Below are 14993 nucleotides of genomic sequence, written 5' to 3'. Positions count from 1 at the left end.
TATGGTCTCCCCACAGGGACTCGAACCCCGATCGATCGCTTAGGAGGCGACTGCTCTATCCTGTTGAGCTATAGGGAGACTGAGCTGATTATACTGGTTTTCTCCCTAATGAGAAGAGGGGATGAAAAGCTAATTAATTTAGTTGCTTAATTAATGTTCGCTATTTCAATTTAAATTGTGAATGGCGAGGGGCACTCGCCATTTATTGCGTCTATTGTTATTAGACTAGCCATATTGAAACGACTCTTCTTCAAAGCGAACTTCTTTTGACTTTTCAAGACAAGATTGCTGGTTTTACTTGCTAGTCTCTAAGTCTCTAAGTCTCTAAGTCTCTAAGTCATTATAGCTTTATTGCTAAATCGTTTAACTGCACGTTGAGCGATGCTGCGATTCCTGTTAACACCGCTGTCGAGCTTTCTTGTGTTACTTGGTCGATAGTAATTGTCGCTTTGCTTTTACTAGCAACTGCTCGCATGTTATCTAAGCGGTCGGGTAGATTTTGCTGCAAGACTAACTGCAGTTTATCGCCAACACGGATGCCGTGCTCTCTGCCTAGATTGATAATGATCCTGTCACCCTGACGAGAAACAATTTGGCCTAGCAGAGGTCGACAGTTTAGGCTGTCATCGATATCAATACTAACTTGGCTTAGCACTTGGTCAATTGCTTCGCCATATTCTGAGCCCCAAAAGGTGGCGCTATTTGAGTTGACGGTACGCTGGCGTTTAAACTCCCACTCAGCTGCTTGGGTATATTGTTGACTCCAGACTTTTTCGCCGCTAATAGCGTGAAACAGTGACACGCGAATATGAAAGTTACGCATGGGGTCATTATCCCAAAGGCCTAATGTGCTGGTAAACGGTTCGGTTGAAATATCGATAATTTCTGGCAATAAAATATATTGGCTGTCGGTTATTTCACCCAACCAAGTCGGCAAGCGGTAACCGCGAACGTCAACCAATGCTTGGTCGATATCTAAGCGTTCATTGGCATGAATATGTGGGAAGCTACTATTTGAGCGGTGCTGTATGATGTTAGCTAAACGCTCTGATAAGTTCTGCTCGAATAAACCGATATTACCGTAGCGGAGTTGTGTGCGATCTTTTATCAATGCCTGAGGGATTAAAATTGCCGCTTTAAGTCCTGTGGTTGGACAAGCTTGTTCCATTGGCTCAAGTATATCGATGCGGACATTTACACTAAGTACGTTGTCGGTGATTTGCTCATTAATGAGTTCAACATTTTGACTATGTGCTTGCTGTGACATAGTGAATGAATCATCAATGAGTTGGCCATTACTCAAGGTTTGCTGGCTACTAAAGCTTGCTCCGGATTTTAATGTGGCATAAGTTACCGCTTGATTAATAGCATCTTCTCTAGCTTGGGCAACATTATTGCCAGTTATTTTGGCTTGTCCGCTCGCTGTGACCCACTTAGCTGAAACAGGCTGTGTCATTAATGATGATGTTAGGCATATAAGTGCCAGTATTGAATTTGGTGCTACTTTCATCTTACCTTTTCCGGTTTTATCATTAGATACAGTTTCTAAAGAGGGCTTAAACGACGTTTAACTGGCGCTTATGCATAACTAAAGAGTACTAAGCAAGTTATATGCCCGTCGTTATGTGTTTGTTGTATAAAGTCCAAGTCATGCTCTGGATTGAACATGCGGACTCTATTGCAACTTAGTTGATAGGCTTAAATCAAGGATCCTTGCTTGGCTGATTTTTCTGCAGTTTTAAGTCGCAATTAATTTCTTTCAATCTGATTCTTTTTAGTTGTGAATAATAGACACTATAGCGAGTGATAAAGCGAATTAATTGTTTAATAAGTGCTTTTTGCTTTGTTAGCCTTGGTCGGAGGATTTCAGTAATGGAGTTTAATGATAACAATAAAGTTATCCTATTTTACGCCGATAAAGTCTTAACAGTATTAGTTCGCATCATAAGGTGCACGAATTAGTCGTAGGCGTATTAACGCCATATAGGGCTTTAACAATGTATAAATTTATTATTCTTTTACCGTTATTATTTGCTTTAGGTTGTGAAACAACCACTGAGCTCCCTAAAGCAACTAGTGACGGCTATGGTCTACCTCATACAGCGGCAATAAACCAAGTATCAATGCAGATGGTTAATGCATTAGTGCGCCAAAATGACGGTTTACGCTATGACCAGCCGTTAATTGTAACTACACCAGTATTGGTTAATGATTTGCAAACCACCAATGCATTTGGATTGCAGTTTCAGCAGGGGTTGATCGCAGCGCTACACGATAATCAATTTAATCTAGTTGATGTAAACGTTAGTGAAGCGCTTAAAGTGCTCCCCTCTGGCGAGTTTATTTTGAGTCGAGATTGGCAACAGTTACCAGCGGATTTGCCAGTCGAACATGTAGTTGTGTCAACAATGAGCTTATCTAATAGTGGCATGGCGTTAACGAGTCGAATTGTTAATGTGACCAATAATCGTGTGGTATCAGCAGCCCAAGGCTTTGTTAATGCAAAAGAGATGGCTGATTATATTCGACCTTCTCAGAAAGTTGTTTCAGAAGGTGGCCTGCTATACCGCAATAGCAACCTCGCTGAGCAAACCGTATCAGTGATTGGAGAGCAGTAGATGAAGGCGATAATCTTGTTAGTTACCTTGTTGCTAAGTGGATGCTCTGCGCAAGATAGGTATGTGCAATATGAAACTGAAGCGCCGACGAGTTTTCCTAAAATTACCGCAATTGGGTATGCAACGCTAGATATTCAACCCGCAGCGGAGCCCGCACAGCGGGTGCTAATGGCTATGCAGGCATCAAAAATAGCAGCATATCGAGAATTGGCTGAACAGGTTTATGGTCAGCAGCTCACCGCTAACAGTCAGGTGCGTGACTGGGTAATGGCTGAAGATAATATTCAAACTTCAGTATCAGGTGTCATTCGCGGCGCTAGGGTTGTGAAGAGTTATCCGGCTGGAGAGCATTACGTTACTGAACTTGAATTGGATTTTGAGCAGGTTTGGGCGCTGTATCAGCAACAAAACCGCTCTCAACGAGTGAAGACAGTGACTTATTTTTAAGTAAAAGAGTCTCTGATATCTTTCTTCATTCGGGGAGGGGGGGATTAAACAATAAAAAGCCGACATTGCATATGTCGGCTTTTTATTATTTATCTTAGCGCTAGGCTTTAAGGTTACTACCTAAAGTTGAAATGCTTGAGGTTTTACCTTTGCCGTCATAAGTTAAGCTTGATGCATTTCTGCTAGTTTGCAAAGCTTGAGAAAATCGGTTTAAGCTGGCTAAACTTAATTCAATTAACGATTCATTCTCAGCGTTAAGCTGCTGACATTGCGCTAATAAGTCTTTAGCGTTACTCACTTGCGCGACAAGCTCCGCATCGGTTTTGAGTAATGCAATATCTGGCTGGGTAGCAATCATCTCATCATTTTGTTTTAGGCTTGTCAGTAAATTAGCCTTAGTGCTAGCTAATGCCAGCAATGCATCGGCTTGCTGCGCATGCAATGCTTGCTTTTCTTGGCTAATCACTGCATTTAGCTCAGTCAACACTTGGTGTTGTGAGCTTAAAAGTTGAGAGAGATTTGTCATATTGGCCTTGTTTTTTCGCTCTAATGAGTTCGTAGCTGAGACCGATTATGCTTAACTGAGCTTAATCTAAGTCTTTAAGGTCATTTTCCAAACTAGCAATGTTACTTGCAAGCTTTTCTGGATCGATTTTGTAACGCCCTTCGGCAATAGCCGCTTTAATCGCGTCTACTTTCTTTTGATCGATTTCTGGCATATCGGCCATCTTAGTTTGAACATTTTGAATTTGTTGCGCTTGTGGTGTAATTGACACCGAGTCGCTTTTTTGCGGCGTTGGCGCGGCATTGGTTGATGCCGTTTGCGCAGGGGTACCTTTAGCACTTGTTCCTGTACTAATACGAGTATTAGCGTGAGGGTTTACTTGTTTAATATCAATAGCCATTTTGAGATCCAACATTTATTAAAGAGAGTTTCTTACACACCATATCGGCGGCCTAACTCATTACTTTAGATTTATTTTACATTCTTACTTCAACTTGGCCAACGCCAGTCACTCGAGCGTCGAGATTTTTGTGAGAATGGCTATTCTTAATTCTTATTTTGTCACCCACATTGCCATCATGTAGCGCTTCACCTACGGTTTTAATTTGAAAGTTTTCAGAGCGAGCGTATATAGATACGCTGTCGCCTTTGCAAATAATGCACAGCTGATTAGCAAATATAGGTTGTCCAGGCACTACGCGTCTTTTTAACCTTGCACCGACAACATCTTCAACGAATTCAAATTGGTGACCTCGTAAACTGGCTTGTTCGATATATTCAATTGCCACATCACCGCCAGAAAGTAAATCTCCTGGCCCCATGGTCGATTTTGCCACGACAACCGGGTACATGATATCGACTTTGACTGATAGAAATATTTGCCAAGGGTAACTTAAGTCAGGGCTGTTACAGCTAATTTTTACGGTATTGTTGCGTCTAATGGCACGGTTACTGGCAATTTCAGCCTTAATAGGTGGGTAACAATTGGGGAGGTTTACTCGGGTATCTAGACTTTGGGGAGTAATTTGAATTTTTGCTTTTTCAGGCGCTTCTATTTTTTCTTCTACAGCGGCTATAGCTAATCGAGAAATGGTCGATATAGAAGGAATACTGGCCTGCGCAGTTGCAAATACCTGAGTAGGTACCAAAAGCGCAACTAAAAGCGGGCATAAGTACAAATTCCTAATGAATGCAGTCGTTTGATTCGTTAGAATACGGCTAAATTTTGTAGTTTTTGGGACTGCAGTCATCTTTATCCTTTTGCATCAGTGAGCGTCATTAGTTTGACTTAAAGAGTGTGACTTGCTCAGGTGTCGCTATATAAGCAAGTAGTATGCCTAAAAGGTATTTCAGTGTGAAAGGGAGGCTGGTAAGCCACTTTATAGCTGCAGTCGTAACATCATTTTAATGAAACAGATATAAGCCTATAGAAGTAGGTACAGGGCAAAAATTGTATGTCGAATATTCTTGAATCAGTAAACAAACGGACTCAACTGGTTGGGCAAAATCGCCTTGAGTTATTGTTATTTAAACTTAATGGACGTCAACGATTCGGAATTAACGTTTTTAAAGTGAAAGAGGTGCTGCAATGCCCACCTTTGACAAACTTACCTAAGCTTAACTCTAAAGTGCGTGGTATCGCCCATGTGCGGGGTATGACTATTTCTGTCATCGATTTAAGTGCGGCAACGGGTGGTCGTCCGATTGAAGACATCGCTAATAGCTTTATCATTATTTCAGAGTATAACCGCAGCATTCAGGGCTTTTTAGTTAGCTCTGTTGAACGAATTATTAATATGAACTGGGAAGCTATTATGCCTCCGCCACAAGGCGCAGGTAAGCTATCTTATTTGACTGCGGTGACAGAAATTGACAATGAGTTGGTTGAGATTTTAGATGTTGAGAAAATTCTTGATGAAATATCTCCGGTTAATACCAATACCAGTAAAGAATTGGATGATGCATTAACTATTGATCGTGAAAAGCATTATCACATTATGGTGATAGATGACTCGTCAGTAGCGCGCAAACAAATCATCCGTGCGTTAACCTCACTTAATTTGCAAATCGATACAGCAAAAGATGGTAAAGAAGCGTTAGATAAACTGCGAGCGATAGCGACAGAGCTTGATGATGTGTCGACAGAGATCCCATTGATTATTTCTGATATCGAAATGCCTGAAATGGATGGTTATACTTTAACCGCTGAAATTCGAGATGATCCAAAGCTTAAGAATATTAAAGTGGTACTCCACACTTCTTTAAGCGGGGTGTTCAACCAAGCAATGGTGCAAAAAGTTGGCGCCAACGACTTTATCGCGAAATTTAATCCTGATGAGTTAGCGGCCGCTGTAAACAAGCACTTAAGTTTATAATTATCCCACCTTGAGCGGTGATGAGACGCGGTGTTACTTGTGTTTCAGGCGCTGCTAAGGTATAACGCTGCGTTCGTTTTTTGACTATTGCCAATGCAGTTTAGCTTAATGCGGTTTGTTTAAAATTAATTAGGATATAAGAGTGTCGAATAAATCTCTCGCTGAGAATGAGTACAATCAATTTAGATTATTCTTAGAGCAGCACAGCGGTATTGTGCTGGGAGAAAATAAGCAGTATTTGGTGCGCAGCCGATTAGCACCGCTAATGGGGAAGTATAACTTACCCTCTTTGTCTGATGTGGTGAAACATTCGATGAAACCGACTGAGCGTCAATTACGCACAGAGGTAATTGATGCCATGACGACTAATGAAACTTTATGGTTCCGTGACCGTTACCCATTTGAACTATTATCTAATTCAATTTTACCGACGTTTAGCCGACTAGGCCGTCCAGTGAAGATTTGGTCTGCAGCATGCTCGTCGGGGCAAGAACCGTATTCATTGGCGATGAGTATTTTAGAACACCAACAACGCAAACCGGGAAGTTTGCCTTGCAGTGCAAGTATCTTGGCTACTGATTTGTCACCATCGATGCTTGAACGTTGCAAAAATGCCGAATATGACAACCTTGCACTCGGTCGTGGTTTGTCTGATGAACGTAAACGTCAGTTTTTTGATGCTTTACCCTCAGGCAACATGGTGATTAAGTCTAACGTAAAGCGCTTGGTGAACTTTAGAGCTCATAACTTGCTTGAAAGTTATACGCTTCTGGGCAAGTTTGATATTATTTTTTGCCGCAATGTTTTGATTTACTTTTCTCCAGAGGCAAAGCGAAAGATATTGCGGCAATTTGCTGCCGCTTTAAATCCGAACGGCATATTGTTTCTAGGTGCATCGGAGTCTATTGCAGGCTTGTCTGATGAATTTGATATGGTGCGCTGTAACCCCGGCATTTATTATCAAAAAAAATCTTGATGTCTTCTTAACGTAAGATCAACGTTATTAATAACGCGCCTCGCTCTTAGGCGCGTTTTTTATTGCCTTTTTGCTGTACTTTTCAGCACGATTTTTATTTCAGCTGCGATGACTCACTAAACCTTTCTTATTATTTAATGTTTTGGCACAAGTATTGCTTTGTTTTAGCCATAGAGCTGAGGAGGCAATTTTATGGCGATTAGTTTTGACAAAGCATTAGGCATACATCAACACACTTTGGGGATCCGTTCTCAGCGTGCTGAAGTATTGTCTTCAAATATAGCTAATGCTGATACGCCAAATTATAAAGCGCGTGATGTGGATTTTACCAAAGCCATCAACGCAGCCAAGTCGCAACAGTCGGGACTTACTATGGCTAAAAGCGATAGTAAGCACTTTGATTTAGCAGCATTATCTCAGCAACATGTCAGTTACCGAGTGCCTAACCAACCTGATACTGGTGATGGTAACACCGTTGATATTCAGCAAGAGCAATCAGCATTTATGCAAAATGCCCTTGAGTATCAAATGTCACTGGGTTTTCTAGACAGTAAGTTTTCAGGTATGAAGAAAGCGATTAGAGGCGATTAATTATGAGCTTATTTAATATTTTCAATGTGGCTGGTTCTGGTATGTCGGCTCAGTCGGTCAGACTAAACACCACCGCTAGTAATATCGCTAACGCTGACTCTGTATCAAGCAGTGTTGGTGAGACTTATCGCGCTCGTCATCCTATTTTTGAAGCTGAGATGAGTAAAGCACAACAGCATCAAAGTGCATCGGCTTCAGTTGCTGTTAAGGGAATTGTCGAAAGTGACTTACCGCTTAATAAAGAATTCTCGCCAGATCATCCTATGGCGGACACAGATGGTTTTATTTACAAGCCAAATGTAAATGTGATGGAGGAGATGGCTAACATGATTTCAGCCTCTCGCTCATACCAAATGAACGTACAAGTCACTGAAGCAGCGAAGTCTATGCTTCAGCAGACGCTTAGAATAGGCAAATAAACTCAGTGAAAGCTGGAGGTAAACTTTGAGCCTTATAAATCCGCTCACATCAACGCAGTCTGCAACGGGACAAAGCCCGCAGGCTAATGCTATTTCGCCGCAAACAGCCGCTACGGCGACTCAAAGTGCGGCAGCAGCAGCGACGGTAACAGAGCAACAGTCAACCACGGGGAATCCATTTCTTGACGGTTTACGTCTACCAGAAGAAAACGCGGTACCTGACGCTAATAATCAAGAATTAACTCAAGAAGATTTCTTTGCGTTATTAAGTCAGCAGTTGTCAATGCAGGATCCATTTAAGCCGGTTGAAAACGACCAAATGATCCAGCAGATGGCATCTTTCTCAACTGTAGATGGTATCACTAAACTTAATGAAGAAATCGTTAACCTTAATGCATTGACTAGCTCAAGTCAGGCGCTACAGGCATCGGGCCTCGTTGGGCAAAAGGTGCTAATTCCTTCTGATACTGGCCATATTTCAGCTGAAGACCCGAGCATGAAAGGCATTATCAGTACGCCAGAGTCGATTGAATCTATCACAGTGCGTATTGAAGATGACAAAGGCCAGTTAGTTGACACCTTTACAGTTGACGGTAGTGAAGGCGGCAATATCGATGTCAGCTGGGACGGCCTAGACAAAAATGGTCAGCCTGTTGCCGAAGGTAACTATTCCTTCAAAGCGAGTGGCAAGGTAGATGGTAAGAGCGAAGAGTTACCTGTGTCGACCTATGCTCATGTATCGAGTGTTTCACTGGGTAATGCTGCGACCGGAGCTATTTTGAATTTACGTGGTGTTGGCGGCATTAAGATCGGTGATGTTCTCGCTGTATCTGAAACTTAACAAAAATAAAGATATGTATTGAGATGGTGCTATTCATCAATGTTTAGACCTTCTTAAAAATCGAATTACATAAGGATTGAGGTGAACCATGTCATTTAACATTGCTTTGAGCGGCATTTCGTCAGCACAAAAAGATCTAAATACCACTGCAAACAACATTGCTAACGTTAACACCACAGGCTTTAAAGAATCACGTGCTGAATTTGCAGATGTGTATGCCAATTCTATTTTTTCAAATAGTAAAACAGCAGTTGGCGGGGGAGTTACAACGAGTCAAGTGGCTCAGCAATTCCACCAGGGCAGCATGGCATTTACTAATAACTCGCTTGATATGGCAATTAACGGTGGTGGTTTCTTTGTAACCTCATCAGAAGTTGGTTCACAAGATCACTCATTTACTCGTGCGGGCGCATTTAAGTTTGATTCTAATAACTATATTGTTGACTCTGCGGGTAACTATTTACAGACTTTTCCGGTTGATAAAGAGGGAAATTCTACGTCGGTGAGTTTGACCACAACTAAACCGGTGCAGATCCCTGACACCGCTGGTAGTCCGGTTAAGACTGACAATGTTGGCATACAGATGAACCTAAATGCGGGCGAAGGTACCCTTGACCCTGCTGCATTTGATCCGGATGACCCAGAAACGTTTAACAACTCAACTTCAGTGACTATCTATGACTCACTGGGTGAGCCTCATATTTTGACTTCGTATTTTGTGCGCCCGCCTAATGCGGCCCATAACAATGAAAGTAACTGGGTTGCGTTTTACGCCGTTGACGGAAAGCCTGTTAATGTTGATCCGGCGTCAGGTGAGTACGCGACGGACACCACTGGTGATGGTGTTGCAGACTCAACTGCTAAAGCTGAGAGTGCTGGTGGTTGGAAAGGCGCGGCGGTATCATTTAACTCTACTGGTGGTTATGAAGGCAGCGACCCTGCTGTGATCACAACAGAAGCTTTAGGTGTTGGCGGTGCTAACGTACTAGGCCCAGGTGCAGATGGCTCACAAAAGCTGACGCTTAACTTTAATAACCCAACACAGTTTGCTTCACCATTTGAAGTTACTGAGTTGACACAAGACGGTACAACCGTTGGTCGTTTAACTAACGTTGAAGTTGGCGCAGACGGGCTAATTAACGCAAGCTACAGTAATGGTTCAACGGTACCATTAGCACGCGTTGCCTTGGTTAGTTTTGCTAATGAGCAAGGATTAACTCAAGCAGGCAATACCTCTTGGAAAGCGAGTTTAGATTCGGGACCTGCTTTAGCTGGCGAGGCGAACAGTGGCACATTTGGTGGTATTCGTTCATCCGCACTTGAACAATCGAACGTAGACTTAACGACTGAGCTGGTTGATTTGATTTCTGCTCAGCGTAATTTCCAAGCTAACTCTCGAACGCTTGAAGTGAATAACACGCTACAGCAGTCAATTCTACAGATCCGCTAAGCAAAGCATTAGCTAGTGTGAACACGTTGCCGCAATGGCAACGTGTTTCCTATCCAATCATTGATACTCGTTTTTCTGATTAAGCTTTTACCTTTAAATTACTGCATAAATTTCTCATCACGCATTTAATATCAATCACTTCAATATCGTTCTCACTTTAACCTCCTGATAAATAGCAGTAGTTGGCACAGAGTTTGCTTTGCTATTGTTTAGACGGAAGTTTGACGGAGTGTTAAGTGGACAAATTGCTCTATGTCGCAATGAGCGGCGCAAAACAGAATATGAATTCGTTGGCTGTAAGTGCCAACAATTTGGCAAATGCGAATACTGATGGTTTTAAAGCTGACTTGGCTCAAGCACGCTCTATGCAAGCTTTTGGTGAGGGCTTACCTACACGTGTATTTTCAATGACTGAAACTCCGTCTGCAAACTTTTCTAGTGGCCCAATAAAAACGACTGGTCGCGATTTAGATATCGCCGTTAAAGGCGATGGCTGGATTGCAGTTCAAGCAGAGAATGGTGGTGAAGCTTACACCCGTTCAGGCAGCTTACGTTTCGATAACTCAGGCGTTTTACGTAACGACAGAGGCACAGCTGTGATGGGCGACAATGGCCCAATCGTTCTACCTTTACCCATTGAAAAGGTAGAGATCTCCCAAGACGGTATTGTCTCTGTGCGTCCGTCTGGTGCTACCGCTGAAGTGATTGAAGAAGTGGCCCGGATCAAGCTTGTTAACCCGGGTAACCAAAACTTAATGCGCGGAGAAGACGGATTATTCCGTTTGATGTCAGGTGAAAATGCCCCTCCTGATCCTAGCGTAGGTTTGTTAAGCGGCGCTGTTGAAGGCAGCAATGTTAATGCCGTACATGAAATGGTATCTATGATTGACCTTCAGCGTCAGTTTGAGATGCAAGTAAAAATGATGAAAACAGCAGAAGAGAACGATCGCGCGTCTTCTGCCTTAATGCGCATAAGCTAGGAGAGATACTATGCATCCCGCTTTATGGATAAGTAAGACTGGTTTAGACGCTCAGCAAACCGATATTTCTGTTATTTCTAACAACGTGGCAAACGCCAGTACTGTTGGTTTTAAAAAGAGTCGTGCGGTATTTGAAGACTTACTTTATCAAAACGTTAATCAAGCTGGTGGTATCAGTGCTTCGAATACTAAACTGCCTAACGGTTTAAGTATTGGTGCGGGTACCAAAGTGGTTGCTACCCAAGAGATGTTTACTCAAGGCAACATGCTCACTACTGATAACTCGTTAGATTTGATGGTTGAAGGCCCAGGTTTTTTTGAAGTGCAATTACCAGATGGCACCGCAGCTTATACCCGCAACGGCCAGTTTAGTTTAGATGACACCGGCCAAATCGTGACCCCAGGTTCAGGCTATGTGATTCAACCTGCTATCACCATTCCTGAAGATGCCACAAGTATCACCGTTTCAGCTGAAGGTGAAGTGTCGGTTAAAACACCGGGCAACGCAGAAAACCAAGTCGTGGGTCAGCTAGCTATTTCTGATTTTATTAATCCGTCAGGACTCGACCCTATGGGGCAGAACTTATACTTAGAAACTGGCGCAAGTGGCACACCTATTCAAGGCACTGCATCACTTGATGGTATGGGCGCGATTCGACAAGGCGCATTAGAAACCTCAAACGTGAACGTGACAGAAGAGTTAGTAAACTTGATTGAAAGTCAGCGTATTTACGAGATGAACTCTAAAGTGATTTCAGCTGTTGACCAAATGTTGTCTTACGTTAACCAAAACCTTTAAGCATTTATAAGAGGCGTTGAATATGAAGCATTTGTGGCTTTTAGCCCTTGTTGCAGTAATTTCAGGATGTAATTCAACTAACGGTAAACCGATAGCGGACGATCCTTATTATGCGCCTGTGTATCCAGAGGCGCCGCCGACGAAGATCGCTGCGACTGGCTCTATGTATCAAGATAGTCAGGCTTCTAGTTTGTATTCAGACATTAAAGCGCTGAAAGTGGGTGACATTATTACCGTTTATTTAATGGAACAAACTCAAGCGAAAAAGAGTGCTAATAACGAGATTTCCAAAGGGACCGATCTGTCGCTTGACCCGATTTATGCCGGTGGCGGCAATATCACTGTGGGTGGTAATCCGATTGATCTGCGCTACAAAGACAGCATGAATACCAAGCGTGAGTCTGATGCAGACCAAAGCAATAGCTTGTCGGGTAGTATTTCTGCCAATGTTATGCAAGTACTCAACAACGGTAATTTGGTTATTCGTGGTGAAAAATGGATAAGTATCAATAACGGTGACGAGTTTGTCCGTATTACCGGTATCGTTCGCGCGCAAGATATTCGACCAGATAACACCATTGACTCACAACGTGTGGCAAATGCGCGTATTCAATACAGTGGTACAGGAACCTTTGCTGAAGTACAAAAAGTAGGCTGGTTAGCCTCATTCTTTATGGGTAGCTGGTGGCCGTTTTAGGCTAGAAAGGTTTTGCCTAGTGCTAAGGATTTAGGATGATGAAATTTAAATTGGTTTTACTTTGCGCCATTTTGGCGATAACTGCGCCGGCTCATGCGCAGCGGATCAAAGATATTGCCAACGTACAGGGCGTACGTAGTAACCAGTTGATTGGTTATGGTTTAGTGGTTGGTTTACCCGGAACCGGTGAAAAAACCCGTTACACCGAGCAAACGTTTAAAACTATGTTGAAAAACTTTGGTATCAACTTACCGGACAATTTCAGACCTAAGATTAAAAACATTGCTGTGGTAGCAGTTAGTGCTGAGATGCCACCATTTATCAAGCCTGGCCAAACATTAGATGTAACAGTATCGAGTTTAGGTGAAGCTAAAAGTTTACGTGGCGGTACATTACTACAGACTTTCTTAAAAGGTGTCGACGGTAACGTATACGCTATTGCTCAAGGCAGCATGGTTGTGAGTGGTTTTAGTGCCGAAGGTATGGATGGTTCTAAAGTAGTACAAAACACACCTACCGTTGGCCGTATTCCAAATGGTGCAATGATTGAACGAACAGTTGCAACGCCATTTTCAACAGGCGACCACTTAACTTTTAATTTACGCCGCGCTGATTTTTCGACGGCAAAACGTTTGGCGGATGCAATTAACGATCTGCTTGGACCTGGTATGGCAAGACCACTTGATGCGGCATCTGTGCAAGTGAGTGCGCCGCGCGATGTGTCACAACGGGTATCGTTTTTAGCCACGCTTGAGAATATTGAAGTCGAACCTGCAGCAGAGTCTGCCAAAGTCATTGTTAATTCTCGTACTGGCACCATTGTGGTTGGCCAAAACGTCAAATTATTGCCAGCAGCAGTGACTCATGGTGGCTTAACTGTGACCATTGCAGAGGCAACGCAGGTATCTCAGCCTAATCCATTTGCAAATGGACAAACGGTTGTCACCACCGACAGCACAGTTGATGTGGCGGAAGAAGATAGCCGTATGTTTATGTTTAATCCTGGAACCACGCTAGATGAGCTAGTTCGAGCGGTAAACTTAGTCGGTGCGGCGCCTTCAGATGTGCTAGCAATTCTAGAAGCGTTAAAGATGGCAGGGGCTTTGCATGGTGAACTGATAATTATCTAAATATTGTCAGTTTTATTGGAATGGTGTCATGGAAAAGCTGTCGAACGCATCGCAATTTCTGGATCTTGGAGGCTTGGACTCATTAAGATCCAGAGCCCAAAAAGATGAAACCAGTGCGTTAAAAGAAGTTGCCCAGCAGTTTGAGGGGATCTTCGTGCAAATGCTGATGCAAAGCATGCGTGACGCCAATGCTGTATTCGAGTCTGATAGCCCGATGAATAGCCAATACACCAAATTTTACGAGCAGATGCATGATCAGCAAATGTCGTTAAATCTATCGGGTGAGGGCATGTTGGGTTTGGCTGACTTAATGGTGCAGCAACTTGATCCTGCAAATAGCCCAATGACTCCAGCGTCTGTATTACGTGGTGATATTAATGGTGCCTCAAAAGCGGCGGCCTTGACCATGGATAAGCCTGATATGTTGCAGATGCCGACAGCGCGTGTGGCAAGTAATGATGCAAGTAATCATACCAGCACTAATTCAATGGCCTTACCAAGCCTGCAATCTAATCAATATGCCAGTGTTAATGGCAATGCCGAATTAGCAACCGCAGCACCCAAACTACAAACTTTAGATTCCGTATTAAGTGGCAAAGTATTGCCGTCAGCGGCAGTCAATGGCGATAAATCCCAAGCAAATTTTACCAGCCAAGATGAGTTCGTATCACGCTTATACCCTCATGCTGAAAAAGCGGCCGCTGCACTGGGGACGACACCTGAAGTATTGATTGCGCAATCTGCGCTAGAAACCGGATGGGGTCAGAAGATGGTTAAAGGTCATCAGGGGCAGCAAAGCAACAATTTATTTAACATTAAAGCTGACAACCGTTGGCAAGGTGATAAAGCTTCTGTAAGCACCTTGGAATATGAGCAAGGTATCGCTGTAAAACAGCAAGCTAATTTTAGGGTTTATGAGGATATCGGCCAAAGCTTTAACGATTTCGTGTCGTTTGTGTCTAACGGTGAGCGCTACCAAGATGCGATGAAGCAAGCAAGTAACCCACAAGCCTTTATTCGTTCTCTGCAAGATGCAGGTTATGCAACCGATCCTAAATATGCCGATAAGGTTATTCAGGTGATGAAAACTATTACTCGAGACTTTAAAGATGTCTTACAAGGGGTTAAGCAATGATTAATCGTGTTGTTCAATCTCTTACAGCAA

17 protein-coding genes and 1 tRNA gene are annotated in these 14993 nt (G+C 43.0%); 13 read left to right on the top strand and 5 right to left on the bottom strand.

Features of this window, described 5'->3' with window-relative positions; genetic code table 11:
• Positions 1 to 2: 2 nt before the first annotated feature.
• Positions 3 to 78, bottom strand: a tRNA-Arg gene (locus AB4298_RS17980).
• Between the two features lie 262 nt (positions 79 to 340).
• Positions 341 to 1510 (bottom strand): flagellar assembly protein FlgT, encoded by a 1170-nt coding sequence (locus AB4298_RS17975; RefSeq protein ID WP_371987775.1) that lies wholly within the window; start codon positions 1508 to 1510, stop codon positions 341 to 343.
• Between the two features lie 487 nt (positions 1511 to 1997).
• Between AB4298_RS17975 and AB4298_RS17970 the strand changes: the two genes are divergently transcribed.
• Together AB4298_RS17970 and AB4298_RS17965 are read left to right on the top strand one after the other, a co-directional pair.
• A complete protein-coding gene (locus AB4298_RS17970; protein ID WP_371987773.1) occupies positions 1998 to 2618 on the top strand; it encodes a FlgO family outer membrane protein in 621 nt (206 codons plus the stop codon).
• Positions 2619 to 3065 carry an LPP20 family lipoprotein gene (locus tag AB4298_RS17965; RefSeq protein WP_371987772.1) on the top strand — a complete coding sequence of 149 codons (447 nt, stop codon included), beginning with the start codon at positions 2619 to 2621 and terminating at the stop codon, positions 3063 to 3065. It abuts the gene before it with no gap.
• A gap of 100 nt (positions 3066 to 3165) precedes the next feature.
• On the opposite strand, the gene AB4298_RS17960 is transcribed toward AB4298_RS17965, so the two are convergent.
• The 3 genes from AB4298_RS17960 to flgA all read right to left on the bottom strand — a co-directional run bounded on the left by AB4298_RS17960 (position 3166) and on the right by flgA (position 4820).
• Positions 3166 to 3591, bottom strand: coding sequence for a flagellar protein FlgN (locus AB4298_RS17960; protein WP_371987771.1), 426 nt, complete (start codon positions 3589 to 3591; stop codon positions 3166 to 3168).
• Positions 3592 to 3652: 61 nt separating this feature from the next.
• Positions 3653 to 3970 carry a flagellar biosynthesis anti-sigma factor FlgM gene (flgM, locus tag AB4298_RS17955; RefSeq protein ID WP_371987770.1) on the bottom strand — a complete coding sequence of 106 codons (318 nt, stop codon included), beginning with the start codon at positions 3968 to 3970 and terminating at the stop codon, positions 3653 to 3655.
• 76 nt (positions 3971 to 4046) lie between these two features.
• Positions 4047 to 4820 carry a flagellar basal body P-ring formation chaperone FlgA gene (gene flgA / locus AB4298_RS17950; RefSeq protein ID WP_371987769.1) on the bottom strand — a complete coding sequence of 258 codons (774 nt, stop codon included), beginning with the start codon at positions 4818 to 4820 and terminating at the stop codon, positions 4047 to 4049.
• A 204-nt stretch (positions 4821 to 5024) separates the two neighbouring features.
• Between flgA and AB4298_RS17945 the strand changes: the two genes are divergently transcribed.
• From AB4298_RS17945 to flgJ, 11 genes are all read left to right on the top strand, one after another.
• Positions 5025 to 5945 (top strand): chemotaxis protein CheV, encoded by a 921-nt coding sequence (locus AB4298_RS17945; RefSeq protein ID WP_248997909.1) that lies wholly within the window; start codon positions 5025 to 5027, stop codon positions 5943 to 5945.
• A gap of 136 nt (positions 5946 to 6081) precedes the next feature.
• Positions 6082 to 6921 carry a CheR family methyltransferase gene (locus tag AB4298_RS17940; protein WP_371987865.1) on the top strand — a complete coding sequence of 280 codons (840 nt, stop codon included), beginning with the start codon at positions 6082 to 6084 and terminating at the stop codon, positions 6919 to 6921.
• A gap of 192 nt (positions 6922 to 7113) precedes the next feature.
• Positions 7114 to 7512, top strand: coding sequence for a flagellar basal body rod protein FlgB (flgB, locus tag AB4298_RS17935; protein WP_248997908.1), 399 nt, complete (start codon positions 7114 to 7116; stop codon positions 7510 to 7512).
• A gap of 2 nt (positions 7513 to 7514) precedes the next feature.
• Positions 7515 to 7931, top strand: coding sequence for a flagellar basal body rod protein FlgC (gene flgC, locus AB4298_RS17930; protein ID WP_012276534.1), 417 nt, complete (start codon positions 7515 to 7517; stop codon positions 7929 to 7931).
• Positions 7932 to 7956: 25 nt separating this feature from the next.
• Positions 7957 to 8772, top strand: coding sequence for a flagellar hook assembly protein FlgD (flgD, locus tag AB4298_RS17925; protein WP_248997907.1), 816 nt, complete (start codon positions 7957 to 7959; stop codon positions 8770 to 8772).
• An 88-nt stretch (positions 8773 to 8860) separates the two neighbouring features.
• Entirely contained in the window at positions 8861 to 10222 is a 1362-nt protein-coding gene (gene flgE, locus AB4298_RS17920; RefSeq protein WP_371987768.1) for a flagellar hook protein FlgE, read from the top strand.
• A 236-nt stretch (positions 10223 to 10458) separates the two neighbouring features.
• Positions 10459 to 11202 carry a flagellar basal-body rod protein FlgF gene (gene flgF / locus AB4298_RS17915; RefSeq protein ID WP_371987766.1) on the top strand — a complete coding sequence of 248 codons (744 nt, stop codon included), beginning with the start codon at positions 10459 to 10461 and terminating at the stop codon, positions 11200 to 11202.
• Positions 11203 to 11212: 10 nt separating this feature from the next.
• The gene (gene flgG, locus AB4298_RS17910; RefSeq protein ID WP_248997904.1) at positions 11213 to 12001 is read left to right on the top strand and encodes a flagellar basal-body rod protein FlgG; all 789 of its coding nucleotides are present in this window, start codon (positions 11213 to 11215) and stop codon (positions 11999 to 12001) included.
• 22 nt (positions 12002 to 12023) lie between these two features.
• Positions 12024 to 12698: a flagellar basal body L-ring protein FlgH gene (gene flgH / locus AB4298_RS17905; protein WP_248997903.1), complete on the top strand. Its 675-nt coding sequence runs from the start codon at positions 12024 to 12026 to the stop codon at positions 12696 to 12698.
• A gap of 38 nt (positions 12699 to 12736) precedes the next feature.
• Complete coding sequence (locus AB4298_RS17900) at positions 12737 to 13828, top strand: flagellar basal body P-ring protein FlgI (protein WP_248998067.1); 1092 nt, start codon at positions 12737 to 12739, stop codon at positions 13826 to 13828.
• Between the two features lie 28 nt (positions 13829 to 13856).
• A complete protein-coding gene (flgJ, locus tag AB4298_RS17895) occupies positions 13857 to 14963 on the top strand; it encodes a flagellar assembly peptidoglycan hydrolase FlgJ (RefSeq protein ID WP_371987765.1) in 1107 nt (368 codons plus the stop codon).
• The last annotated feature ends 30 nt before the right edge of the window (positions 14964 to 14993 follow it).

Origin of the sequence: Shewanella sp. 10N.261.52.F9 (assembly GCF_041471165.1) — a bacterium.
In the GTDB taxonomy this organism is placed as follows: Bacteria; Pseudomonadota; Gammaproteobacteria; order Enterobacterales; family Shewanellaceae; genus Shewanella; species Shewanella marinintestina.
Note: the sequence above shows the minus strand (reverse complement) of the source record. Positions and strands in the feature narration are given on the sequence as shown.